The organism is Mycobacterium sp. 1165178.9 (assembly GCF_001673555.1).
Lineage (GTDB): Bacteria > Actinomycetota > Actinomycetes > Mycobacteriales > Mycobacteriaceae > Mycobacterium.
Genome location: NZ_LZMB01000577.1, coordinates 1 through 23,049, shown reverse-complemented (window position 1 = coordinate 23,049; position 23,049 = coordinate 1). Strand labels below are relative to the sequence as shown.

The window sequence follows — 23,049 nt, the reverse complement described above, 5'->3', positions numbered from 1 at the left end:
CGAACCACCGGCCAGCCTTCGCCGAGCATTCTCCGAAAACCGCACCCGCCGCTCCCCAGACGATTCGAATAGCGGCACTCAGGTTACGCACCGAGAGGCGAAAGTCGCTGCCCCGGCGCGGCTATCGATACAGAGCCGATGGCCCAGGTTTACCACCGCGTGACCGGCCCCTCGGGCCACACGCGCGGACGGCTACAGCCCTAACAGCTTTTCGGCGTTGCGGTGGCCGATGGCGGCCCGCTCGTCGTCGGACAGCGGCAGGCCGTCGAGAAAGTTGCGGGCGGCGACCATCGACCCGAACGGATAATCGGCGGAGAAGGCCACCCGGTCGATCCCAATGTGCGCCACCAGGTTCGCGTATGTCGCGTGGTCGTTGAAGTTGGCGAACGTGTAGTGAAAGTTCTCCCGCAGATAGGAACTGACCGGGCGTCGCAGACCGGTCAGATCCGGTGTCAGCGTGGCGTCGAAGCGCGGCAGCATGAACGACGTCGCCTCGCCCATATGCCCGATGATCATCTGCAGCGACGGGTGACGATCGAACACCCCGCCGAGAATCATGCGCAGTGCATGCGTGGCGGTGTTGATATGCCACCCCCAGCCGACCGTGGCCAGCGCGAACGTGACCGGCTCGGCGAAGCCGGCGTAGCTGGACTCGATGACGCCCGCCGGTGGGATGGTCGGATGCAGGTAGATCGGCGCCTGCAGGGCGGCCGCGCAGGCCAGGACGGGCTCGAAGAACGGGTCGTCCAGGTAGCGGCCTTGGCTGTGTCCGTTGATCACCGCGCCAGGAAAGCCGAGCCCGCGCACCGCCCGCTCGAGTTCCTCGGCCGCCTGGTCGGGGGCGCTGATGGGCACCGTGGCGAAACCCGCCAGGCGATCCGGATACCGCTGCACCGCGGCGGCGAGCTGGTCGTTGCAGTCGCGGGCCAGCCGAACCGCTTCGTCCGGATCCAGCTGCTCCACCCCGGGCGCGGCCAGCGACAGCACCGCCAGGTCCACCCCGGCCTCGTCCATCGCCGCGATGCGGCCGTCGCCGAGATCGCTGGCCGGTTCCACGATTCCGGGCCGCGACGCCAGCCAGGTGCCCGGGCCGCGCAGGAATTCGGTTGTGGCGTAATGCTCTTCCAGGGCAATGGTGCGCATTAATCGGTACCCCTCCGGCGCTTGGTAGCCGCGATCGGCGCGCGGCCGTCACACGAGTGTGCATTGGCCGCAGGGGCGCCGCCAGAATGCGACTTCGGACGCCGCGTCCCCGGCGCTCCCTGCCATTTCCCGCCGCGCGGGTTGCCGGCGAATAGTTGGCCACCCCGGGAACAAGGTGGGGCCGGCCGCCGTTAACATGTACGACAAGTTGAGCGAACCACACTCAATGCTGGGTTGACAGCCTACCTGCCCACGGGCAGGCTTGAGCGGGGTTCACTCAGCATAGTGGCACCAAACAAGCTCTACATATTCAGGAGGAATCACTATGGCTCGTGCGGTCGGTATCGACCTCGGGACCACCAACTCCGTCGTCGCAGTTCTCGAGGGTGGCGACCCTGTCGTCGTCGCTAACTCAGAGGGCTCGCGGACGACGCCGTCCATCGTCGCCTTCGCGCGCAACGGCGAGGTGCTCGTTGGCCAACCCGCCAAGAACCAGGCGGTCACCAACGTCGACCGCACCATCCGTTCGGTCAAGCGGCACATGGGCACCGACTGGTCCGTCGAGATCGACGACAAGAAATACACCGCTCAGGAGATCAGCGCCCGCGTGCTGATGAAGCTGAAGCGCGACGCCGAGGCCTACCTGGGCGAGGACGTCACCGACGCCGTCGTCACCGTGCCGGCGTACTTCAACGACGCCCAGCGGCAGGCGACCAAGGAAGCCGGCCAGATCGCCGGCCTCAACGTCCTGCGCATCGTCAACGAGCCGACCGCGGCCGCGCTGGCCTACGGCCTGGACAAGGGCGAGAAGGAACAGACCATCCTGGTCTTCGACCTCGGCGGCGGTACCTTCGACGTCTCGCTGCTGGAGATCGGCGAGGGCGTGGTCGAGGTCCGCGCCACCAGTGGTGACAACCACCTCGGTGGGGACGACTGGGATGACCGCGTCGTCGAGTGGCTGGTCGACAAGTTCAAGGGCACCAGCGGAATCGACCTGACCAAGGACAAGATGGCGATGCAGCGGCTGCGTGAGGCCGCCGAGAAGGCCAAGATCGAGCTCTCGAGTTCGCAGAGCACCTCGATCAACCTGCCCTACATCACCGTCGACGCGGACAAGAACCCGCTGTTCCTCGACGAGCAGCTGACCCGCGCCGAGTTCCAGCGCATCACGCAGGATCTACTGGACCGCACCCGCAAGCCGTTCCAGTCCGTGATCAAGGACGCCGGCATCTCGGTCTCCGAGATCGACCACGTGGTCCTGGTGGGTGGTTCCACCCGCATGCCCGCGGTGACCGAGCTGGTCAAAGAGCTCACCGGTGGCAAGGAGCCCAACAAGGGCGTCAACCCCGACGAGGTTGTTGCCGTGGGCGCCGCCCTGCAGGCCGGTGTGCTGAAGGGTGAAGTGAAAGACGTTCTGCTGCTTGATGTCACGCCGCTGAGCCTGGGTATCGAGACCAAGGGTGGCGTGATGACCAAGCTCATCGAGCGCAACACCACCATCCCCACCAAGCGGTCGGAAACCTTCACCACGGCCGACGACAATCAGCCGTCGGTGCAGATCCAGGTCTATCAGGGTGAGCGCGAAATCGCTTCGCACAACAAGCTGCTCGGCTCCTTCGAGTTGACCGGCATCCCGCCGGCTCCGCGCGGCGTCCCGCAGATCGAGGTCACGTTCGACATCGACGCCAACGGCATCGTGCACGTCACGGCCAAGGACAAGGGCACCGGCAAGGAGAACACGATCAAAATCCAGGAGGGCTCCGGCCTGTCCAAGGAGGAGATCGACCGGATGATCAAGGACGCCGAGGCGCACGCCGAGGAAGACCGTCAGCGTCGCGAAGAGGCCGACGTCCGCAACCAGGCCGAATCGCTGGTCTACCAGACGGAGAAATTCGTCAAGGATCAGCGTGAAGCCGAGGGCGGCTCGAAGGTCCCCGAGGACACGCTGTCCAAGGTCGACGCCGCGATCGCCGAGGCCAAGACGGCCCTGGGCGGCACCGACATCACCGCGATCAAGGCGGCGATGGAGAAGCTGGGCCAGGAATCGCAGGCGCTCGGACAGGCGATCTACGAGGCCACCCAGGCCGCCGGCGAGCAGGCCGGTGGCGGTGCGGCCGGCGACGGGTCTGGCTCCGCCGACGACGTCGTGGACGCGGAGGTGGTCGACGATGACCGGGAGTCCAAGTGACAGAAAGCAACCCATCCGAACAGGTGACAGTCACCGACAAGCGGCGAATCGATCCCGAGACCGGTGAAGTACGGCAGGTCCCTCCCGGCAACGCGCCGGGAGGGGCGCCGCCCGCCGAGTCGGCGGGTCAGGCCGAGGGCAAAGTCGCCGAGCTCACCGCCGATTTGCAACGCGTACAGGCCGACTTCGCCAACTACCGCAAGCGGGCGCTGCGCGACCAGCAGGCCGCGGCGGACCGGGCCAAGGCCGCCGTCGTCAACCAATTGCTGGGCGTGCTGGACGATCTCGACCGGGCGCGTAAGCACGGCGATCTGGAGTCCGGACCGCTGAAGTCGGTGGCCGACAAGTTGGAAAGCGCGCTGACCGGCCTCGGCCTGTCGGCGTTCGGCGAGGAGGGCGAGGACTTCGACCCCGTGCTGCACGAAGCCGTCCAGCACGAAGGCGATGGCTCCCGACCGGTGATCGGCACTGTCATGCGACAGGGCTACAAACTGGGCGATCAGGTGCTGCGCCACGCTTTGGTCGGCGTCGTCGACACAGTCGCCGACGAGGGCGACACCGCCGCTGCCACCGGTGAGTCCGCCGCGGCGGCTGGGGAAACCGAGCCGGCCGAATCGGACGATAACGCCGGCACATCCGGTGACTAGACCACACAATCAGCACAACAAAGAAAGGTGAGGAGGTGACGCGACATGGCCCAGCGTGAATGGGTCGAAAAGGACTTCTATAAGGAGCTGGGCGTCTCCTCTGACGCCAGCCCCGAAGAGATCAAGCGCGCCTATCGCAAGTTGGCACGCGATCTGCACCCGGACGCCAACCCCGACAACCCCGCCGCCGGCGAACGATTCAAAGCGGTCTCCGAGGCGCACAACGTCTTGTCGGACCCGGCCAAGCGCAAGGAATACGACGAAACCCGAAGGCTGTTCGCGGGCGGCGGATTCGGCGGGCGCCGGTTCGACAGCGGCGGGTTCGGGGGCTTCAACGTCGGCGGTGACGGCGCCGAGTTCAACCTCAACGATTTGTTCGACGCGGCCGGCCGAAGCGGCGGCACCAACATCGGTGACCTGTTCGGCGGGCTGTTCGGACGCGGTTCGGGCGCCCGGCCCAGCCGGCCCCGCCGCGGCAACGACCTCGAGACCGAAACCCAGCTGGATTTCGTCGAGGCCGCCAAGGGCGTGGCGATGCCGCTGCGGCTGACCAGCCCGGCGCCGTGCACCAACTGCCACGGCAGTGGCGCGCGGCCGGGCACCAGCCCGAAGGTGTGTCCCACCTGCAACGGCTCCGGCGTGATCAACCGCAACCAAGGCGCGTTCGGATTCTCCGAGCCCTGCACCGATTGCCGGGGCAGCGGCTCGATCATCGAGCACCCCTGCGACGAGTGCAAGGGCACCGGCGTCACCACCCGGACCCGCACCATCAACGTGCGGATTCCGCCCGGCGTCGAGGACGGACAGCGCATCCGGCTGCCCGGCCAGGGCGAGGCGGGGTTGCGCGGTGCGCCCTCGGGTGACCTGTATGTGACGGTGCATGTGCGCCCGGACAAGGTGTTCGGCCGCGACGGCGATGACCTCACCGTGACGGTCCCGGTCAGCTTCACCGAGTTAGCCTTGGGCTCAACCATTTCGGTGCCCACCCTGGACGGCAAGGTCGGTGTCCGGGTGCCCAAGGGCACCGCCGACGGCCGCATCCTGCGGGTGCGCGGGCGCGGCGTTCCCAAGCGCAGCGGCGGCAACGGCGACCTGCTGGTGACCGTAAAGGTCGCCGTGCCACCGAATTTGGAGGGGGCCGCCCAGGAGGCGCTGGAGGCGTACGCCGCCGCCGAGCGCGCCAGCGGCTTCGACCCCCGGGCGGGATGGGCAGGTAATCGCTGATGGCCAAGGGCTCGAGCAATTCCAGAAAAGAGGACGCCCGGACCTTCCTGATCTCGGTGGCCGCCGAGTTGGCCGGCATGCACGCCCAGACGCTGCGCACCTACGACCGCCTCGGCCTGGTCAGCCCGCGCCGGACTTCCGGTGGGGGACGGCGGTATTCGGAGCACGATGTCGACCTGCTGCGCGAGGTGCAGCGGCTCTCGCAGGACGAGGGCGTCAACCTCGCGGGCATCAAGCGGATCATCGAGCTGACCAATCAGGTCGAGGCGCTGCAGGCCCGGGTCAAGGAGTTGACCGAGGAGCTGGCGCAGACGCGGGTTAGCCAGCGTCGCGACGTGGCGGTGGTGCCCAAGAGCACCGCGCTGGTGGTGTGGCAGCCGCGCCGGGGCCGCTAGCTCTCGCTCGGTTCCACCGTCGCCCCAACGGTTCCCGTCTCCGGAGGCATGCAAAGTTCACGAAAGCGCTAGCGCATCTGCTGGCGCTTTTCGCATTCACCTAGTGACCACCGACCGCACTGACCCAAGTGGTCACCGAGATCACACGCGGATCGAAAACTGGGTGACCGCCGGGTCGCCCGGGCGCGCGCAGCGGTAGCCGCCCCGGCGCAGCGCGTCGGTGGGCGCGGTCATGGGCTCGAAGCACACGATCGTCTTCGCGGGGTCCTCGGCCGGCGGCGCGAAGATCTGCGCCGCCGGATAGCCCCGTTCGAAATGGACCTCGATGCGACGTCCGCCGCCGGATACCGCGAACACCGAGCCCTCGGCCACCTGGTCGTAGGCGTCGTCGAAAGCCTTGTCGCACAACGCCTCTTCGTGCGCCGCCTGCGGCTCCGAGTCGCCCGTCGGCAGTCCCTTGCCGTCGAGGGCCAGATGCCGCAACGGGGGTGTCTCGATGACCCAGTCGGCTCGTGGCGCGTCGGGCAACTGCAGGTATGGATGAAACCCGAAACACAGCGGCACCGCGCGGTCGCCCGTCGCGGTGACCGTGGTCCGGACCGTCAGCGTCCGGTCGCTCAGCCGCGCCGTGATCGCCAGCACATGCGGGTACGGGAAGCTGGCCAGTAACCGGGGATCGGCACCGAAATCCAGTTCGGCGGTCAGCTCGTCGGCGGCCTGGGCCGTCACCCGCCACCCGGGGTAGGCGGCCAAGACGCCGTGAATGGGTAGCCCATTGGGGTCGGCGCGCACACCGTTTTCTCCCGGCATCAAGGTCACGGTGATGTCCTGCGCGGTATAGGTGTTCTCGCCCAACCGATTCGCCCACGGATACAGAATCGGGATCCCCATCGTCTTGCCGTTCCAGATGTAGGCGTCCAGACCGCGGCGCTGACCCAGCAGCTCGACGCCGTCGTCGCGTAGCGACGTGCCGATCATCCCCGCCTCGGGAACGAACTGCGCAACCACCGGCGCCGAGGGATCGCGCAGGGTGACGACGTGCATGGCTACCTCCATAGCGGGTCATGCTGAATGTGTTCGGGCGGAGCGCCTTTGGCGATCAGGGCGGCCTTGGTCGCGTTGACCATCGCCGGTCCGCCGCACACCAGGATCTGTCGATCGCCCCAGCCCCCGTACTTCGTCACGACGTCGGGCAGCCGCCCGATCTGGTGCACGTGCAGGCCACGCGGCGGTGTGACGTCGGGATAGTCTGCGGCCCACGACGGGTCGCTGTTGTACTCCGAGACCGGCGATACCGACAGCCACGGATTGTGGGAGGCGATCTGCCACAGGGTCGGCAGATCGTAGAGTTCGCAGCGGTATCGGGCGCCGAAGAAGAGATGTATCCGCGGGTTGACCGCGAACCGCGACAGGTCCATGATCAGCGCCCGCAGCGGCGCCAGGCCCGTGCTGCCGGCCACCATCAGCACGTCCTCCCCGTCGCGGTCGACCCGTAGGCCGCCGTGCGGGCTGGACAGCCGCCACCGGTCGCCGCCGCGCGTTTCGTTGACGATCGCGGTGCTGACCAAGCCGCCGGGGACCAGGCGGACGTGAAACTCGATCCCGCCGCCCGGGTCGGCCGGGATCGCGGGACTCAAATACCGCCAGCGATGCGGGCATTGGGGCACGTGGGCGTTGACGTACTGGCCCGGGTGATAGTGCATCGGCTGATCGAGCTGTAGGCGGACGACGGCCAGGTCCCGCGACACCCGCAGGTGCTCGATCACGGTGCCCTCCCACCAGGCGGGCCCCTCCTCGGCGTCCGCGGCGCCGCTCATCACCCCGGTGATCAGGTTGAGCGACTGCACGGCCGCCTCGTCGAGGGCGCCGGTCCAGGCCGCACCCACGTGGTCGCGCAGCGTTATCAGCAACGCCCGCCGCAGCGTCTCGTAATGCGGGGGCAGCACACCGTATTTGCGGTGATCGCGGCCGAGTTGAGCCAGGAACGCCACGGGCTCCTGCGTGCGCCGCGCGACCAGCTCGCCGTACACCCAGTGCAGCGCGTGGCCGAAAGCCCGCCGCTGGGCGGCCATTTCGGGCGGAAACAGGTCGCGTACCGAACCGTCGAGGGCGAACCAATGGTTGTAGAAGCGGTGGACGAGCTCACCGGAGTCCCCGACCGACCCCGAACCCTCGGATGCGAAGGCATCGTGCAGCATCCGCAGTGCGTCGACATCCTCCAGGCCCACGGGCCCCGATTCTAGGCTCGGCGCCGATGACTCAGCCCTGTCGGACGATGTTGGTCGCCCCGACGTTGTCGACCTTGGGCGAACCCCAGTGGTACAGAACGACGTTGCCGGTCCCCGACGCGCTCACCGCATCGGTGCTGTCGACCGCGACGTGGTTGCCGCTGCCGGAAACGCTGACGCTGGTGCAGTGCCCGGTGAGGGTGACGGTGTTGTTCTTTCCGCTCACCGACAGGTAGCCGGCGTGACACGGGATCGTCTTCGTCGTGCCCGTCCCGCTGACCTGCAGGGTGCCGGCTTGCGGGACGGTGGTCGACGGGCTACCGCCGCCGAGATCGGTGTGCAATCCGACCATTACCAGGCCCGCGAGCGCGAGTCCGGCGGCAACCGCGACGAGCCAGAAGGCCCGCGGCACGCGGCGCGGAGTTCCGGCGGGCTCGGCGCCGGCCTGGTCGGGGTGCTGCGTCGTCTGCGTCATCGATACGGGGGTACCCCGGAGACCATGCCGTCCAAAACTCGGTAGAGTTGAGCGGAACAGACTCAACATTGACGGCGTTGAACAAGCGGACAAGCATTTCGTACTACCGAACGGAGGTGTCGTGGACTCTTTCAACCCGACCACCAAGACTCAAGCGGCGCTGACCTCGGCGCTGCAGGCGGCCTCGTCCGCCGGCAACCCCGAGATCCGGCCCGCGCACCTGCTGATGGCCCTGCTGACGCAGGCGGACGGGATCGCCGCGCCGCTACTGGAGGCGGTCGGCGTCGAGCCCGCCACTATCCGGGCCGAAACACAGCGCATCCTCGACCAGCTGCCGCAGGCCAGTGGCGCCAGCTCGCAACCGCAACTGTCGCGCGAGTCGCTGGCTGCCGTCACCACCGCGCAGCAGCTGGCCACCGAGATGAACGACGAATACGTCTCGACCGAGCACCTGCTGGTGGGGCTGGCCACCGGCGACTCCGACGTCGCCAAGCTGCTGACCGGCCACGGCGCCTCGCCCCAGGCGTTGCGCGACGGATTCGTCAAGGTGCGCGGCAGTGGGCGGGTCACCAGCCCGGAGCCGGAGGCCACCTATCAGGCGCTGGAGAAGTACTCGACCGACCTCACCGAGCGGGCCCGGGAAGGCAAACTCGACCCGGTCATCGGGCGGGACAACGAGATTCGCCGTGTCGTGCAGGTCCTGTCCCGTCGCACCAAGAACAACCCGGTGCTGATCGGTGAGCCCGGTGTCGGCAAGACCGCGATCGTCGAAGGCCTGGCCCAGCGCATCGTCGCGGGCGATGTGCCCGAGAGCCTGCGCGACAAGACCGTCATCAGCCTGGACCTGGGATCGATGGTGGCCGGCGCGAAGTACCGCGGCGAGTTCGAGGAGCGCCTCAAGGCCGTCCTCGACGACATCAAGAACTCCGCCGGACAGATCATCACCTTCATCGACGAGCTGCACACCATCGTCGGCGCGGGCGCGACGGGTGAGGGGGCGATGGACGCCGGCAACATGATCAAGCCGATGCTGGCCCGCGGCGAGCTGCGGCTGGTCGGCGCCACCACACTCGACGAGTACCGCAAGTACATCGAGAAGGACGCCGCTCTGGAGCGCCGCTTCCAGCAGGTGCTGGTGGGCGAGCCGTCGGTGGAGGACACCGTCGGCATCCTGCGCGGGCTGAAGGACCGCTACGAGGTACACCACGGGGTGCGCATCACCGACTCGGCCCTGGTGGCCGCCGCGACGCTGTCCGACCGCTACATCACCGCCCGCTTCCTACCGGACAAGGCCATCGACCTGGTCGACGAGGCCGCCAGCCGGCTGAAGATGGAGATCGACTCCCGGCCCGTCGAGATCGACGAGGTCGAGCGGTTGGTGCGCCGGCTCGAGATCGAAGAGATGGCGCTGGCCAAGGAATCCGACGAGGCGTCCAAGGAGCGGCTGGAGAAACTGCGCTCCGAGCTGGCCGACCAGAAGGAGAAGCTGTCCGAGCTCACCACCCGTTGGCAGAACGAGAAGAACGCCATCGACGTCGTGCGCGAGCTCAAGGAGCAGCTGGACACGTTGCGCGGGGAGTCCGAGCGCGCCGAACGCGACGGCGACCTGGCCAAGGCGGCCGAACTGCGTTACGGGCGCATCCCCGAGGTCGAGAAGAAGCTGGACGCCGCGCTGCCGCAGGCGCAGGCCCGCGAGAACGTGATGCTCAAGGAGGAGGTCGGTCCCGACGACATCGCCGACGTGGTATCGGCGTGGACGGGCATCCCGGCCGGCCGAATGCTCGAGGGTGAGACCGCCAAGCTGCTGCGCATGGAGGACGAACTGGGCCGGCGCGTCATCGGCCAGAAGAAGGCCGTCACGGCGGTCTCGGACGCCGTGCGGCGTTCCCGGGCCGGCGTCGCCGACCCCAACCGGCCCACCGGATCGTTCATGTTCCTCGGGCCCACCGGCGTCGGGAAGACGGAGCTGGCCAAGGCGCTGGCGGAATTCCTGTTCGACGACGAACGCGCGATGGTCCGCATCGACATGAGCGAATACGGCGAGAAGCATTCGGTGGCCCGGCTGGTCGGCGCACCGCCCGGCTACATCGGCTACGACCAGGGCGGTCAGCTGACCGAGGCGGTGCGGCGTCGCCCGTACACCGTCATCCTGTTCGACGAGATCGAAAAGGCCCACCCGGACGTGTTCGACGTGCTGCTGCAAGTGCTCGACGAGGGCCGCCTGACCGACGGGCAGGGCCGCACCGTCGACTTCCGCAACACCATCCTGATCCTGACCTCCAACCTGGGGTCGGGTGGCAGCGAGGAGCAGGTGATGGCCGCGGTGCGCTCGGCGTTCAAGCCCGAGTTCATCAACCGGCTCGACGACGTGATCATCTTCCACGGCCTGGAGCCCGGTGAGCTGGTGCAGATCGTCGACATCCAGCTGGCCCAACTGCAGAAGCGGCTGGCTCAGCGCCGCCTCACGCTGGAGGTGTCGCTGCCGGCCAAGCAGTGGCTGGCGCACCGCGGATTCGATCCGATCTACGGCGCGCGGCCGTTGCGCCGCCTGGTGCAGCAGGCCATCGGTGACCAGCTGGCCAAGCTGCTGTTGGCCGGCGACGTGCACGACGGCGACACCGTTCCGGTGAACGTCAGCCCCGACGGCGACTCGCTGATCCTGGGCTGACCCCCGGAGGGGGACCATCGGCGGTCCGGCGACAGGCGGCTATTGCCAGCTGTGATTGGGTTGTGACCTGGTCGCCTTCTATCTTCTGGGCCAATAGCAGATACCCTGTTTTGGATGGTCCCCCTCTGGTTCACGCTCTCCGCGCTGTGCTTTGTCGGCGCGGGGGTCTTGCTGTACGTCGACATCGATCGGCGGCGGGGGCGCAGCAGGCGCCGCAAGTCGTGGGCGCGGTCGCACGGGTTCGACTACGAGACTGAATCCACGGACATCCTCAAGCGCTGGAAGCGCGGGGTGATGTCGACGGTCGGCGACGTCGCCGCCCAGAACGTGGTGCTGGGTCAGATCCGCGGCGAGGCCGTCTACATCTTCGACCTGGAAGAGGTCGCCACCGTCATCGCGCTGCATCGCAAGGTGGGCACCAACGTCGTGGTGGACCTGCGACTCAAGGGGCTCAAAGAGCCGCGGGAAAGCGACATTTGGCTGTTGGGTGCGATCGGGCCGCGGATGGTCTACTCCACCAACCTGGACGCCGCCCGGCGGGCCTGCGACCGCCGCATGGTCACCTTCGCGCACACCGCACCGGACAGCGCCGAGATCATGTGGAACGAGCAGAACTGGACGCTGGTCGCCCTGCCGATCACCAGCACCCGCACCGAGTGGGACGAGGGTCTGCGCACCGTGCGCCAGTTCAACGACCTGCTGCGGGTGCTGCCTCCGCTGCCCGAGGAGACCTCGCAGGAGGCCGGGGCGCCGTCGGGTCCGCGCAATGCCTCTCCCAGCCGCCCGTTGGCGCCTGCGGGCCGCGCCGAGCTGCCGCCCCGCCGCGCGCAGCAGGACGTGGCGGGGCTGCTAGGCCCCGACCTTGCACCCGGTCGTCGCGCCACCGAGCCGGTGCGGCGCGACCAGCCTCCCTCCGATGGGCGTTCGGAAACCATCCGCCGCCCACCGCCCCCCGCGCGCAACGGCCACCAGGCCAACAACTATCAGCGCTGACGGCGCGCGGCGGCCTATGCGGCCGCCGTCATTAGGATGTCGCTCATGCCTCGCCCCGTAGCCCTGATCACCGGGCCTACGTCCGGAATCGGCGCCGGATTCGCGCGACGCTACGCCAGCGACGGCTACGACGTGGTCCTGGTCGCCCGCGACGTCGACCGCTTGACCCGGCTGTCCGACGAGCTGCAAGAACACTCCGGCAGCGTCGAGATCCTGGCCGCCGACCTGGCCGACGCCGCGGGCCGGCAACGGGTGTGCGACCGGCTGTCCGCCGGGGGAGTGCGCGTCCTGGTGAACAACGCTGGCTTCGGCACCTCCGGCGACTTCTGGTCCAGCGATCCCGCGGTGCTGCAGTCCCAGCTCGACGTCAACGTCACCGCGGTCATGCACCTGACCCGCGCGGCCCTGCCGGCCATGCTGGAAGCCGGGGCCGGCACCGTCATCAACATCGCCAGCGTCGCCGGGCTGGTGCCCGGCCGCGGGTCGACCTACTCGGCGTCCAAGGCCTGGGTGATCTCGTTCAGCGAGGGCCTGTCGGTCGGCCTGCAGGGCACCGGCGTATCCGTGCACGCGGTGTGTCCGGGCTACGTGCACACCGAATTCCACGACCGCGCCGGGATCGACATGGCCAAGTCGCCGTCGTTCATGTGGCTCGAGGTCGACGACGTGGTCAACCAGAGCCTGGCCGACATCGCCCGCGGCAAGGTGATCAGCATTCCGGGCCTGCAGTACAAGGCGATCATCGCCGCCGAGCGCCTGATCCCGCGGACCCTGATGCGGGCGGTCACCAAACGAATCGGGAGCGGTCGTGGCCGGACCTGACCGCAAGGAGCTGGCGGAGCTCGTGTCCCGCCTATCGGTGGTGCACGGGCGGGTCACGCTTTCCTCCGGCAAGGAGGCCGACTACTACGTCGACCTGCGCCGCGCCACGCTGCACCACCGCGCCTCGGCACTGATCGGCGCGCTGATGCGCGAACTGACCAGCGACTGGGACTACGACGTGGTCGGCGGCCTGACGCTCGGCGCCGACCCGGTGGCGACCGCCGTCATGCACGCATCGGGTCGCCCGATAGACGCCTTCGTCGTGCGTAAATCGGCGAAAACCCATGGGTTGCAACGCCTTATCGAAGGTTCAGAGGTTTCCGGCAAGCGGGTGCTGGTCGTCGAGGACACCAGCACCACCGGCAACTCGGCGCTCACCGCGGTGCGCGCCGTCCAGGAGGCCGGCGGGGACGTGGTGGGGGTGGCCACCGTGGTGGACCGCGCCACGGGTGCGGCCGAGGCCATCGAGGCCGAGGGGCTGCCCTATCGAAGTGTGCTCGGGCTCGCCGATCTGGGGCTGAGCTAGTTGCGGGTGGACTTTCGAAGGCACCAGTTGTCACGTTTGCCGCAGGTGTCGCTGGCGCGGGCGATGTTCGTTGTGCCCGCCTCACAGCGACAAGAACTTCTTGGCGTGAGACCGCCCGAGATGTGGCTGAAAGGCGGGCAATTCGTCCATTCCTACCGGCAGGAAACGCTGTGCCACGTGGGGCGGACGTGGCAGAGGCGCCCCGGCTTCACCTCGAGTCGCTGAATCATGCGCACCTTTTTTGCGATCGCGGCCTGTTTGGCGCTGTGTCTGGCCGGCTGCTCGTCGTCCAGCCAACCCGTGCGTCCCTACGGCGCCCAGGGCGCGCGGCTCGGCGAATCGCTGGCCCTGCTCGGCTGGAACATGTCGGTGTCGAACCTGCGCTGGGACGGCGATTACGTGCTCGTCGACGTCGACGCCAGCCCGGCTGCGGCAAAGGACCCGCGCGTCATACCCGAAGACATCCGCTTTGGTCTCTACGGTGCGCTGGCCCACCCCTTGGAGGTCGCCGGTCTGGGCAGCTGTGACACCGCGAAGACCAGTGTGCGTGACATTCCCGCCCCGCTCTCGGCGCCGCGTGACCGGCTCACGGGCACGGTTTGCCTTGGGCCGCTGAAGGATCGAAGCCAGGTGCGCGGCGTCTACGGCTACTCGCCGCGCGACCGCATCCCGAACAGCTCGTCGGCCTACCCGGTCGCCTTCCCGGTCGGTCTGCTGCCCACCAACGCCAACGACAGCGGCGGTTTGGCGGTCAAGACCGCCAGCCTGTCGGCATGGCGGGCCGATGGCATCCCGGTGACCAAGATGCAGCTGGGCGACCCAGGAGCATTCACGGGCAACGGCTACATGCTGCTGGGACTGGAAGCCACCGCCGTCGCGGCCCGCTATCGCGACGAGTCCGCCAAGCGCGGTGGCCCGATGATGCTCCTGGCATCGCCGACCCTGCCCGCCCCCGGCCTGAACCCGGCCTGCGCGACCTACGGGTCGTCGGTGCTGATCCTGCCCGACGCCTCGTTGGACGCGGTGCACGTCAACGCGTCGCTGTGCACCCAGGGCGAGATCAACGACGCGTTGCTCTACGCGACGCTCGCCATCGACGGCACGCACGCCGCCGTGTGGACGCCGCGATGAGCGGGCCGGGCCCCACCGAATGGGCGACGACACCGCCGGCCGGCGTCGGGCCGTGGCCGGGCGAGCCGCCGGACGACCCGCGGTATGACCCAGTCCTGTTGCGCGAGGGCGACACTCGCAATGTCGTCGACGCATACCGGTATTGGACCCGGGAAGCGATCATCGCCGACATCGACCGGCGGCGGCATCCCCTGCACGTGGCGATCGAGAACTTCGGTCACGACGCCAACATCGGTTCGGTGGTGCGCACCGCCAACGCCTTCGCGGTGCACACGGTGCACATCGTGGGGCGGCGCCGCTGGAATCGACGCGGTGCCATGGTGACCGATCGCTATCAGCGGTTGTGCCACCACGACAGCACCGCCGACTTGCTGAGCTTCGCGGCGGACGCCGGGCTGACCGTGGTCGCGGTGGACAACATCCCGGGCGCGGCGCGCCTGGAGGAGGCCGCGCTGCCGCGCGAGTGCCTGCTGGTGTTCGGCCAGGAGGGGCCAGGCATCACCGACGACACCCGCACGGGCGCGGGGCTGACGGTGTCGATCGCGCAGTTCGGCTCGACGCGCAGCATCAACGCCGGCGTCGCCGCCGGCATCGCCATGCATGCCTGGGTCAAGCAGCACGCTGACCTGTCCCGCGCCTGGTGAAACCCGATGGGGCAGGATCGACAGCTATGGATCAGCTCTGGGTCAACCGCGCGGCCAGCTGCGAAGCCGCTGTCACGCAACGACATCTGAAGCGGTTGTGGGGGCTGCCCGCCACTCAGCTGGGGGTGGTGGCCTGGCCGCCGACGCGGCGTGACCGCTGGTTCGGCACCTGGCACTACTGGTGGCAGGCCCACCTGCTGGATTGCCTGATCGACGCTCAGCAGCGCGATCCGCAGCCGCACCGGCACGCCGAGATCAACCGGCAGGTCCGCTCGCACCGGCTGCGCAACAACTTCTCGTGGACCAACAGCTACTACGACGACATGGCCTGGCTGGCGCTGGCGCTCGAGCGCGCCGCCCGGATCGCCGGCGTCGAGCGCCGCCGCGCGCTGCCCAAGCTCGCCGCCCAATTCCTCAAGGCCTGGGTGCCCGAGGACGGCGGCGGCATTCCGTGGCGCAAGTCCGACCAGTTCTTCAATGCCCCGGCCAATGGACCCGCCGGAATCTTCCTCGCCCGCTACGGAGACCATCTGCAACGTGCCGAGCAGATGGGCAATTGGATCGACCAGACATTGATCGACCCGGAGACGCACCTGGTGTTCGACGGCATCAAAGCCGGTTCGCTGGTGCGCGCGCAGTACACCTACTGCCAGGGCGTGGTGCTGGGGCTGGAGACCGCACTCGCCGCGCGGACCGCGGTCGAGATCAGGCAGCGTCACGCCGCCCGGGTGCACCGGCTGGTCGCGGCCGTGCGCGAACACATGGCACCGGCGGGCGTGCTGGCCGGTGCCGGCGGCGGGGACGGCGGCTTGTTCGCCGGGGTGACCGCGCGGTACCTGGCGCTGGTGGCCACGGCGCTGCCGGGGGAGGCGGCCGACGACGCGCTGGTCCGAGACACCGCCCGGCAGATCGTGCTGGCCAGCGCGAAGTCGGCCTGGGACAACCGGCAAACGGTGGACGGGCTGCCGGTGTTCGGCCCCTTCTGGGACCGCGACGCGCAGCTGCCCACGGCGGCCGGCAAAGCGGCGGAGTTCGTCGAGGGAGCGGTGATGGCGTCCGAGGTACCCGAACGGGACCTGTCGGTGCAGCTGTCGGGGTGGATGCTCATGGAGGCCGCATGTAACGTCTCCGCCGAGTCGAACAACAGGAGCCCCCGGTGAGTAACAAGGTCCACCCCGACGCGGAGTCGGCCCTGCACGGGCTGCTCAAGGACGGCATCACCATCGCCGCGGGCGGGTTCGGTCTTTGTGGCATCCCCGAGAAGCTGATCCAGGCTCTGGTCGACAGCGGCATCAAGGACCTCACCATCGTCGGAAACAACGCCGGCGTAGACGATTTCGGCATGGGACTGCTGCTCAAGGGCCGGCAGGTGAACAAAGTGATCGCCTCCTACGTCGGCGAGAACAAGGAGTTCGAGCGCCAGGTGCTGGCCGGCGAGCTGGATCTGGTGCTGACGCCGCAGGGCACGCTAGCGGAGAAGCTGCGCGCCGGCGGCGCGGGCATCCCGGGCTTCTACACCCGGACGGCCTTCGGCACCAATCTCGCCGAAGGCAAGGACACCAGGGTCTTCGACGGCACCGAATACGTTCTGGAAGAAGGCATTCGGGCCGACGTGGCGATCGTCAAGGCGTGGAAGGGCGACACGGCCGGCAACCTCGTCTACCGCAAGACGGCACGCAACTTCAACCCGATGATCGCCACGTGCGGCGCGATCACGGTGGCCGAGGTGGAGGAGCTGGTCGAGGTCGGCGAGCTGGACCCCGACCTGATCCACACCCCCGGCATCTATGTCGACCGCATCATCGCGGGCACCGGCTACGAGAAGCGCATCGAGTTCCGCACCACGAGTGGTGGCGCCGCGCTGAAAAACGACAGCCCGATCCGCGAGCGGATGGCCCAGCGCGCCGCCCAGGAATTGCGTGACGGCTTCTATGTGAACCTGGGCATCGGCATTCCGACGTTGGTGGCGAACTTCATCCCCGAGGGCATCAAGGTCACGCTGCAGTCGGAGAACGGCCTGCTCGGCATCGGCGCCTACCCGAGCGAGGACACCGTCGACCCCGATCTCATCAACGCGGGCAAGCAGACCATCACCAGCCTGCCCGGGTCGAGCTTCTTCTCCAGCGCCGACTCCTTCGCGATGATCCGGGGCGGTCACATCGACCTGTCCATCCTGGGCGCCCTGGAGGTCGCGGACAACGGCGACCTGGCCAACTGGATGGTGCCGGGCAAGATGGTCAAAGGACCAGGCGGCGCAATGGATTTGGTGTCAGGAGTCAAGCGCGTGATCGTGCTGATGGACCACACCGCCAAAGACGGCAGCCCGAAGATCCTCAGCCAGTGCACGCTGCCGCTCACCGGTAAGAACGTGGTCGACATGATCATCACCAACCTGTGCGTTTTCGACGTCGAGCCGGGACAGGGGCTGGTGCTCACCGAGCTGCAGCCCGGCGTCACGGTGGAGGAAGTTCGCGCCAAGACGGGCTGCGACTTCACCGTCGCGGTCTGATCCCGCGATCGCGGCGGCCGGCTACTCGGCCGCCGGCAGCCGTTCGGCTTCCCGGTCGCCTGTGCTCTGCGTGCGCCGTCGCCCCCGATAGCTTCGCCAGGCGGCGATGAACGCCGGCATCAGGGAGACGAGGAGGATTGCCAACAGGATTTTCTGCAGGTTGTGGTGCACGAACGGCACGTTGCCCATGAAGTAGCCCGCCAGCGTGACACCACCGCCCCAGAGGATGCCGCCGACGATGTCGAAGCCCAAAAACACCGGGTAGCGCATGTAGGAGACCCCGGCGACCGGCGGGACGAACGTCCGCACGAACGGCGCGAACCGGGCCAGGATGATCGCCCAGGGCCCGTATTTCTCGAAGAACGCGTGCGACTCGGTCACGTAGTGCTTCTTGAAGAAGCGGGAGTCTTCCTTCTTGAACAGCGCGGGGCCGATCCGACGGCCGATGAAATACCCCGTCTGATCGCCCAGTATCGCCACGGTGGCGACGGCCGGGGCCAGCACCCAGATGCTGGCCGGCGGATTCGGGTGCGCGGCCAGCAGGCCGCCGGTGAACAGCAGCGATTCGCCGGGCAGCAGCGGGAACAGCAGCCCGGTCTCGATGAAGACGATGATCAGGATGCCGGGCAGCACCGCGGACCCGAAGACGCCATCGGCGCCCAACCAGTACATCGGGTCGAAGATGTGGGGCAGGGCCGTCACGGCGGTGCTCATGATCCCTCAACATACCGGCGAAATGACCCCGCCCCGCACCAAGCCCGGACTAACGCGCGCCCCCGGCCGGCGGCCGGTTTGCCAGGGTAGCTGCCGACCACGCATCCGTGGTTGGGTAGGACCAGCAGTCAGGAGGTGTCTATGCCCATCGCCACGCCCGAGGTCTATGCCGAGATGCTGCGACGCGCCAAGGAGCACTCGTATGCCTTCCCGGCGATCAACTGCACGTCGTCGGAGACGGTCAACGCGGCGATCAAAGGTTTCGCCGATGCGGGCAGCGACGGGATCATCCAGTTCTCCACCGGCGGCGCCGAATTCGCGTCCGGGCTGGGCGTCAAGGACATGGTGGCCGGCGCGGTGGCGCTGGCCGAGTTCACCCGCTGCATCGCGGACAGATACCCGATCAACGTCGCGCTGCACACCGACCACTGCCCGAAGGACAAGCTGGACACCTATGTCCGCCCGCTGCTGGCGATTTCGGCCGAACGGGTTGCCGCGGGCCAAGATCCGCTGTTCGGGTCGCACATGTGGGACGGTTCGGCCGTGCCGATCGACGAGAACCTCCAAATCGCGCGGGAACTACTCAAGGACGCGGCGGCCGCGAAGATCATCCTGGAGATCGAGATCGGCGTCGTGGGTGGCGAGGAGGACGGCGTCGCCCACGAGATCAACGACAAGCTCTACACATCACCGGACGACTTCGAGAAGACCATCGACGCGCTGGGCCACGGCGAGCACGGCAAATACCTGCTCGCCGCCACCTTCGGCAACGTGCACGGCGTCTACAAGCCCGGCAACGTCAAGCTCCGCCCCGACATCCTGGCCCAGGGACAGAAGGTGGCGGCCGCCAAGCTGGGGCTGCCCGACGACGCCAAGCCGTTCGACTTCGTCTTCCACGGCGGTTCCGGTTCGCTGACGTCGGAGATCGAGGAGTCGCTGCGCTACGGCGTGGTGAAGATGAACGTCGACACCGACACGCAGTACGCGTTCACCCGGCCCATCGCCGGCCACATGTTCGGCAACTACGACGGCGTGCTCAAGGTGGACGGCGAGGTCGGCGTCAAGAAGGTCTATGACCCGCGCAGCTATCTGAAGAAGGCCGAGGCGTCGATGTCCGAGCGAGTGGTCCAGGCCTGCACCGACCTGCACTGCGCCGGAAAGTCGGTCAGCAGCTAGCTGGCGGACTGGCAAACCTTCCACTGGTCGTCGCGATACTGCAGATCCAGGCTGCGGGTGGAGCGCAGCTGCGGGTCGTAGGCCATGAACGTGGTGACGTTCGCCTCGGCGTGCTGGCCGTTGACCACCACCTGATCGATGCTGGCGATCACCGGATACTGCTTGGCCGCCGACACCCGCCGATAGGTTTCGTCCCAGGCGTGTTCGTCGTAATCGACGTAGCCGTCGCGGGTGGTGCCGCACGTGATGGTGCGCAGCGTGGTCAGATCGCCCCGCTGGATCGCGACGTCGAAGTTCTGGATGGTCTGCCGAACCTGGTCTTCCCGCGAGACATTCGAGTGTTTGCCCCGGGTGAGCAGCACCGTGCCCAGAATCGCGATCGCCGCCAGCGCCAGGACGATCACGACCAGCGCCAGTATCCACCCCCAGTTGAATTGCCTAGAAGTGCGCAGCTTTGCGCCCAGTCGGGGTGGGATCGATTGCGGCACAGCGGCTTTGGACGGTACCCCGAACTGCGCGGTGCCGTCCTGTCCGGGCTGCGCCCCGAAGGCCTCCGTGGCCGGCTCGGGCGTGGTGGCGATGACCGTGGTTTCCTTGGCGTCGAAGCCCGGCGCGGTGAAGCGGCGTTCGCGCTGCGGCCCGTCCGGTATCTCCTCGGCGCCGCTCTGCGGGTCGGGCCGGTTGATCACCTCGGTCTCGGTGTCGGGATCGCTGGGGACCAGGGGGACGCCCTCGGTGGCGTCGTTTCCGGTATCGAAGCCGGACTCGGCCCCCCACTCGTCGCTCGGTTCGCTGCGAGACTCGCGTGGGTCGAACCCGGGCCGTTTCGGCGCACCGCCGCGGTCGGGATCGGATCGTTTGGGCATGAGTACTACTGTCCTCCCGCTTCGTCGGGTAGTTGCAGAGCTTAGCGACCGAGTGCCCGGCTTCCGGCGTTGGCCGAGGTGCGTCACGCGGGCAAAAGGGGCGAGCTGCACAATAGAGCCATGCCGCCGATGGGAGACCTGCTAGGACCCGACCCGATCCTGCTGCCCGGAGATACCGATGCCGAGGCGGAACTGCTCGCCGGTGAGGAGCCCGGCATCGTGGCCGCCGCGCATCCGACGGCCTCGGTGGCCTGGGCGACGCTGGCCGAGCAGGCGTTGGCCGACGAGCGGGCCATCACCGCGTACGCCTATGCCCGCACCGGCTACCACCGCGGCCTGGACCAGCTGCGGCGAAACGGCTGGAAGGGCTTCGGTCCGGTGCCCTACTCGCACGAACCCAACCGGGGCTTCCTGCGGTGTGTGGCGGCCCTGGCGCGCGCAGCCGACACGATCGGCGAAACCGACGAGTACTCGCGCTGCCTGGACCTGCTCGACGATTGCGACCCCGAAGCGCGCAGGGCGCTTGGGCTTTAACGCTCAGCTGTCCGAACAATCGGTGTCGTCGGGGCAGTCGATCTGGACGGTGGCGTGTTCGAGTCCGCGAGCCGATAACACCGCGCGCGCGTCATGCAGCACCCGCGCGGAGTCGCCCGCGCTGATCAGGTGTGCGGTGCACATGTCCTTGCCGGGCGAGAGCGTCCACACATGCAGGTCGTGCACGTCGGTCACCCCATCGACGGCGCCGAGCGCGGCGCGCAGTTCCTCGACGTCGATATGGGCCGGCGAAGACTCGGACAGGATCCGCAGCGCGTCGCGGGCCAGCGCGACGGCGCGGGGCAACACCCAGAGCGCCACCAGCACAGCCACGACCACATCGGCGTAGGGCCAGTGCGTGGTCACGGTGACCACCCCGGCGATCAGGACGCCCAGGCTGCCCACGGTGTCGGCGACGACTTCCATGTACGCGCCCTTGACCGCCAGGCTGCCCGACGAGTGGGAACGCAACAGCAGCGCGACCACGAAGTTGGCGGCGAGCCCGGCCAGGGCGACCACGATCATCGGCACGCCGGGCACGGCGGGCGCTTCGCGGAGCCGCCGGATGGCCTCGTAGAGGATGAACAGCGCAACGCCGATCAGCAGGCCGGCGTTGGCGACGGCCGTGAACACCTCGGCGCGATGCCAGCCGTAGGTGCGCGCGGGCGACGAGCTGCCGCGGCGCGCCAGGCTGACGGCGGCCAGTCCCATGAAGACGGCGACGACGTCGGTCAGCATGTGGCCGGCGTCGGCCAGCAGCGCAATCGAGTTGATCAGCAACGAGGTGACCAGCTCGACCACGAAGAACGCCGCCAGGATCGCCGCGGCCACGACCATGCGCGGGATCAGCCGAGCATCGTCCGTGCCGGCGGGGGTGTGGTCGTGGCCTGCGCCCATGGGGCGAAATATATGCGCAATAACGCATATATGGCAAGGCTCAGAACCAGCGGCTCCAGAAGCGGGTCAGCGCGTTACCCCAGCCCACCAGCACATCCGGCACGCCGGACAGGTCGAACAAGGACAACACGAGCCCGAAGAACCACTGGTTGAGCACCGGCGCCAGGAGCAGAAACAGCAGGATGACGAAGCCCCATTGCTTGGCCGGCGCCAGCGCCCGCTGGGTCTGGGGACTCAGATGCGGTTCCAGCGCGTCGTATCCGTCCAGGCCCGGAATGGGCAGCAGATTCAGCAGCACGGCGGTGAGCTGCAGGAACGCCAGGAAGGCCACCCCGGCCCACAGCACCACGTGGGTCGGGTCGAAGAACAGCCGCGTCGCCACCAGCAGCAGCACCGCCAGCACGAGGTTGGCCGCCGGGCCCGCCAGACTGACCATGGTGCGCCGGGCGGGGGTCATGAACCACGTCCGCACGTAGACCGCCGCGCCGGGCAGACCGATCCCACCCAGCAGGATGACCACCATCGGCAGCAGCAGCGACAGCGCCGGATGGGCGTAGCGGCGCGGGTCCAGCGTCAGGTAGCCGCGCACGGCTTCATCGTGATCGCCGAACCGCCAGGCGGTCACCGCGTGCCCGAATTCGTGCAGGCACAGCGACACCAGCCAGCCGGCGATCACGAAGATGAACACGCCGGCATAAGCCAGCGGCCGCGTGCTGATCCCGGCCGACCAGGCCAACGCGGCGCCGACACCCGTCAGCCCGATCAGGCCCAAAAAGATCGGGCTCGGCCGTACCGATTCGTGCTGGGAGGCAGGGAAGCTCACCGGTCGAAACTAGCCGACCAGCAGCCAGCCCTCGACGTTGCGGTAGAACGACGAGCGGCGGGCGGCGCGCGGCGCGGGAACGCCGTCGCGCAGCACGGCGACACCCGTGCTGCCCAGCTGGGCGGCGCGGCCGGTCACCCATCGGCGCCAGAGACGGCCGCGACCGCGGCCCGCGACCGCCGCGCGCAGGCCCGGCGCGGCCAGCATCGGCTCGATCCACACGCCGGCGACGTCGCCGTCGAACAAGGTCGTGTCGTCGACCACCGCCTCGCCGTGGATCCAGCGCGCGTTGTCCGGCGGCAGCCAGCAGGCCCGCCCGACGACCACCGACCCGGTCTCGTCGCGGATCAGCGTCACCCGCCGGGCCGAGCCGCGCCGGGCCCGCCACACCGCCCCGAATCCGGTCGGCAGACGGTAGATCCGGGTTCCCCGGGTGCGGCGGCGCG

The 23,049-nt window shown here is 68.4% G+C and carries 22 protein-coding genes and 1 pseudogene; 14 read left to right on the top strand and 9 right to left on the bottom strand.

Annotated elements, in window-relative coordinates:
- Window positions 1-192: 192 nt before the first annotated feature.
- The gene (locus tag A5652_RS24805) at window positions 193-1,143 is read right to left on the bottom strand and encodes an amidohydrolase family protein (protein ID WP_067358317.1); all 951 of its coding nucleotides are present in this window, start codon (window positions 1,141-1,143) and stop codon (window positions 193-195) included.
- Window positions 1,144-1,468: 325 nt separating this feature from the next.
- Between A5652_RS24805 and dnaK the strand changes: the two genes are divergently transcribed.
- Genes dnaK through A5652_RS24785 form a run of 4 tightly spaced genes read left to right on the top strand, consistent with a single transcriptional unit; the run spans window position 1,469 to window position 5,597 of the window.
- Window positions 1,469-3,331, top strand: coding sequence for a molecular chaperone DnaK (gene dnaK / locus A5652_RS24800; RefSeq protein ID WP_067358314.1), 1,863 nt, complete (start codon window positions 1,469-1,471; stop codon window positions 3,329-3,331).
- The gene (gene grpE / locus A5652_RS24795; RefSeq protein ID WP_067358312.1) at window positions 3,328-3,978 is read left to right on the top strand and encodes a nucleotide exchange factor GrpE; all 651 of its coding nucleotides are present in this window, start codon (window positions 3,328-3,330) and stop codon (window positions 3,976-3,978) included. Before dnaK ends, grpE begins: the two co-directional genes overlap by 4 nt.
- Before the next feature lie 45 nt (window positions 3,979-4,023).
- On the top strand, window positions 4,024-5,202 hold the full coding sequence (gene dnaJ / locus A5652_RS24790; RefSeq protein WP_066872313.1) for a molecular chaperone DnaJ: 1,179 nt from the start codon (window positions 4,024-4,026) through the stop codon (window positions 5,200-5,202).
- The gene (locus tag A5652_RS24785) at window positions 5,202-5,597 is read left to right on the top strand and encodes a heat shock protein transcriptional repressor HspR (protein WP_067358310.1); all 396 of its coding nucleotides are present in this window, start codon (window positions 5,202-5,204) and stop codon (window positions 5,595-5,597) included. The genes dnaJ and A5652_RS24785 overlap by 1 nt, the downstream gene beginning before the upstream one ends.
- Before the next feature lie 141 nt (window positions 5,598-5,738).
- Here A5652_RS24785 and A5652_RS24780 read toward each other — a convergent pair whose 3' ends face one another.
- Genes A5652_RS24780 through A5652_RS24770 form a run of 3 tightly spaced genes read right to left on the bottom strand, consistent with a single transcriptional unit; the run spans window position 5,739 to window position 8,300 of the window.
- Window positions 5,739-6,641 (bottom strand): aldose 1-epimerase, encoded by a 903-nt coding sequence (locus tag A5652_RS24780; protein ID WP_067358308.1) that lies wholly within the window; start codon window positions 6,639-6,641, stop codon window positions 5,739-5,741.
- A 2-nt stretch (window positions 6,642-6,643) separates the two neighbouring features.
- Complete coding sequence (locus A5652_RS24775) at window positions 6,644-7,825, bottom strand: FAD-binding oxidoreductase (protein ID WP_067358305.1); 1,182 nt, start codon at window positions 7,823-7,825, stop codon at window positions 6,644-6,646.
- Between the two features lie 31 nt (window positions 7,826-7,856).
- Window positions 7,857-8,300, bottom strand: a complete 444-nt coding sequence (locus tag A5652_RS24770; protein WP_067358303.1) for a DUF3060 domain-containing protein — start codon at window positions 8,298-8,300, stop codon at window positions 7,857-7,859.
- 121 nt (window positions 8,301-8,421) lie between these two features.
- Between A5652_RS24770 and clpB the strand changes: the two genes are divergently transcribed.
- From clpB to A5652_RS29045, 8 genes are all read left to right on the top strand, one after another.
- Window positions 8,422-10,968 carry an ATP-dependent chaperone ClpB gene (gene clpB, locus A5652_RS24765; protein WP_067358301.1) on the top strand — a complete coding sequence of 849 codons (2,547 nt, stop codon included), beginning with the start codon at window positions 8,422-8,424 and terminating at the stop codon, window positions 10,966-10,968.
- A 114-nt stretch (window positions 10,969-11,082) separates the two neighbouring features.
- On the top strand, window positions 11,083-11,961 hold the full coding sequence (gene ttfA / locus A5652_RS24760) for a trehalose monomycolate transport factor TtfA (protein WP_067358299.1): 879 nt from the start codon (window positions 11,083-11,085) through the stop codon (window positions 11,959-11,961).
- 45 nt (window positions 11,962-12,006) lie between these two features.
- Window positions 12,007-12,783 carry an SDR family oxidoreductase gene (locus tag A5652_RS24755; RefSeq protein WP_067358324.1) on the top strand — a complete coding sequence of 259 codons (777 nt, stop codon included), beginning with the start codon at window positions 12,007-12,009 and terminating at the stop codon, window positions 12,781-12,783.
- Window positions 12,770-13,309: an orotate phosphoribosyltransferase gene (gene pyrE / locus A5652_RS24750; protein WP_067358297.1), complete on the top strand. Its 540-nt coding sequence runs from the start codon at window positions 12,770-12,772 to the stop codon at window positions 13,307-13,309. Before A5652_RS24755 ends, pyrE begins: the two co-directional genes overlap by 14 nt.
- Window positions 13,310-13,537: 228 nt before the next feature.
- On the top strand, window positions 13,538-14,440 hold the full coding sequence (locus tag A5652_RS24745; RefSeq protein WP_067358294.1) for a hypothetical protein: 903 nt from the start codon (window positions 13,538-13,540) through the stop codon (window positions 14,438-14,440).
- Complete coding sequence (locus A5652_RS24740; protein ID WP_067358321.1) at window positions 14,437-15,084, top strand: RNA methyltransferase; 648 nt, start codon at window positions 14,437-14,439, stop codon at window positions 15,082-15,084. The genes A5652_RS24745 and A5652_RS24740 overlap by 4 nt, the downstream gene beginning before the upstream one ends.
- A 26-nt stretch (window positions 15,085-15,110) precedes the next feature.
- Window positions 15,111-16,244 carry a glycoside hydrolase family 76 protein gene (locus tag A5652_RS24735; RefSeq protein WP_067358291.1) on the top strand — a complete coding sequence of 378 codons (1,134 nt, stop codon included), beginning with the start codon at window positions 15,111-15,113 and terminating at the stop codon, window positions 16,242-16,244.
- Window positions 16,241-17,593: a 3-oxoacid CoA-transferase gene (locus A5652_RS29045; RefSeq protein WP_067358288.1), complete on the top strand. Its 1,353-nt coding sequence runs from the start codon at window positions 16,241-16,243 to the stop codon at window positions 17,591-17,593. The genes A5652_RS24735 and A5652_RS29045 overlap by 4 nt, the downstream gene beginning before the upstream one ends.
- A 21-nt stretch (window positions 17,594-17,614) precedes the next feature.
- Here A5652_RS29045 and A5652_RS24725 read toward each other — a convergent pair whose 3' ends face one another.
- On the bottom strand, window positions 17,615-18,307 hold the full coding sequence (locus tag A5652_RS24725; RefSeq protein WP_067358285.1) for a DedA family protein: 693 nt from the start codon (window positions 18,305-18,307) through the stop codon (window positions 17,615-17,617).
- A 141-nt stretch (window positions 18,308-18,448) separates the two neighbouring features.
- Here A5652_RS24725 and fbaA point away from each other — a divergent pair, with 141 nt between their 5' ends.
- Window positions 18,449-19,483 carry a class II fructose-bisphosphate aldolase gene (gene fbaA / locus A5652_RS24720; protein ID WP_067358283.1) on the top strand — a complete coding sequence of 345 codons (1,035 nt, stop codon included), beginning with the start codon at window positions 18,449-18,451 and terminating at the stop codon, window positions 19,481-19,483.
- Here fbaA and A5652_RS24715 read toward each other — a convergent pair.
- A complete protein-coding gene (locus A5652_RS24715; protein ID WP_067358280.1) occupies window positions 19,480-20,349 on the bottom strand; it encodes a hypothetical protein in 870 nt (289 codons plus the stop codon). The two genes, fbaA and A5652_RS24715, sit on opposite strands and share 4 nt — an antisense overlap.
- Window positions 20,350-20,469: 120 nt before the next feature.
- Between A5652_RS24715 and A5652_RS24710 the strand changes: the two genes are divergently transcribed.
- Complete coding sequence (locus A5652_RS24710; RefSeq protein ID WP_067358319.1) at window positions 20,470-20,883, top strand: DUF3151 domain-containing protein; 414 nt, start codon at window positions 20,470-20,472, stop codon at window positions 20,881-20,883.
- A gap of 3 nt (window positions 20,884-20,886) precedes the next feature.
- On the opposite strand, the gene A5652_RS24705 is transcribed toward A5652_RS24710, so the two are convergent.
- The 3 genes and pseudogenes from A5652_RS24705 to A5652_RS24695 form a co-directional block, all read right to left on the bottom strand.
- Window positions 20,887-21,780, bottom strand: coding sequence for a cation diffusion facilitator family transporter (locus A5652_RS24705; protein WP_067358277.1), 894 nt, complete (start codon window positions 21,778-21,780; stop codon window positions 20,887-20,889).
- A gap of 40 nt (window positions 21,781-21,820) precedes the next feature.
- A complete protein-coding gene (locus A5652_RS24700; protein WP_067358274.1) occupies window positions 21,821-22,603 on the bottom strand; it encodes a site-2 protease family protein in 783 nt (260 codons plus the stop codon).
- Window positions 22,604-22,612: 9 nt separating this feature from the next.
- A pseudogene (locus A5652_RS24695) lies at window positions 22,613-23,049 on the bottom strand (peptidase M50); the annotation flags it as partial.

Coding starts and splice junctions, on each gene's coding strand:
- fbaA (WP_067358283.1), top strand. CDS start 18,449: ATGCCCATCGCCACGCCCGAGGTCTATGCCGAGATGCTGCGACGCGCC.
- A5652_RS24735 (WP_067358291.1), top strand. CDS start 15,111: ATGGATCAGCTCTGGGTCAACCGCGCGGCCAGCTGCGAAGCCGCTGTC.
- A5652_RS24755 (WP_067358324.1), top strand. CDS start 12,007: ATGCCTCGCCCCGTAGCCCTGATCACCGGGCCTACGTCCGGAATCGGC.
- A5652_RS24785 (WP_067358310.1), top strand. CDS start 5,202: ATGGCCAAGGGCTCGAGCAATTCCAGAAAAGAGGACGCCCGGACCTTC.
- dnaK (WP_067358314.1), top strand. CDS start 1,469: ATGGCTCGTGCGGTCGGTATCGACCTCGGGACCACCAACTCCGTCGTC.
- A5652_RS24805 (WP_067358317.1), bottom strand. CDS start 1,143: ATGCGCACCATTGCCCTGGAAGAGCATTACGCCACAACCGAATTCCTG.
- A5652_RS24745 (WP_067358294.1), top strand. CDS start 13,538: ATGCGCACCTTTTTTGCGATCGCGGCCTGTTTGGCGCTGTGTCTGGCC.
- A5652_RS24710 (WP_067358319.1), top strand. CDS start 20,470: ATGCCGCCGATGGGAGACCTGCTAGGACCCGACCCGATCCTGCTGCCC.
- A5652_RS24770 (WP_067358303.1), bottom strand. CDS start 8,300: ATGACGCAGACGACGCAGCACCCCGACCAGGCCGGCGCCGAGCCCGCC.
- A5652_RS24715 (WP_067358280.1), bottom strand. CDS start 20,349: ATGCCCAAACGATCCGATCCCGACCGCGGCGGTGCGCCGAAACGGCCC.
- dnaJ (WP_066872313.1), top strand. CDS start 4,024: ATGGCCCAGCGTGAATGGGTCGAAAAGGACTTCTATAAGGAGCTGGGC.
- A5652_RS24705 (WP_067358277.1), bottom strand. CDS start 21,780: ATGGGCGCAGGCCACGACCACACCCCCGCCGGCACGGACGATGCTCGG.
- A5652_RS24740 (WP_067358321.1), top strand. CDS start 14,437: ATGAGCGGGCCGGGCCCCACCGAATGGGCGACGACACCGCCGGCCGGC.
- A5652_RS24725 (WP_067358285.1), bottom strand. CDS start 18,307: ATGAGCACCGCCGTGACGGCCCTGCCCCACATCTTCGACCCGATGTAC.
- A5652_RS24780 (WP_067358308.1), bottom strand. CDS start 6,641: ATGCACGTCGTCACCCTGCGCGATCCCTCGGCGCCGGTGGTTGCGCAG.
- ttfA (WP_067358299.1), top strand. CDS start 11,083: ATGGTCCCCCTCTGGTTCACGCTCTCCGCGCTGTGCTTTGTCGGCGCG.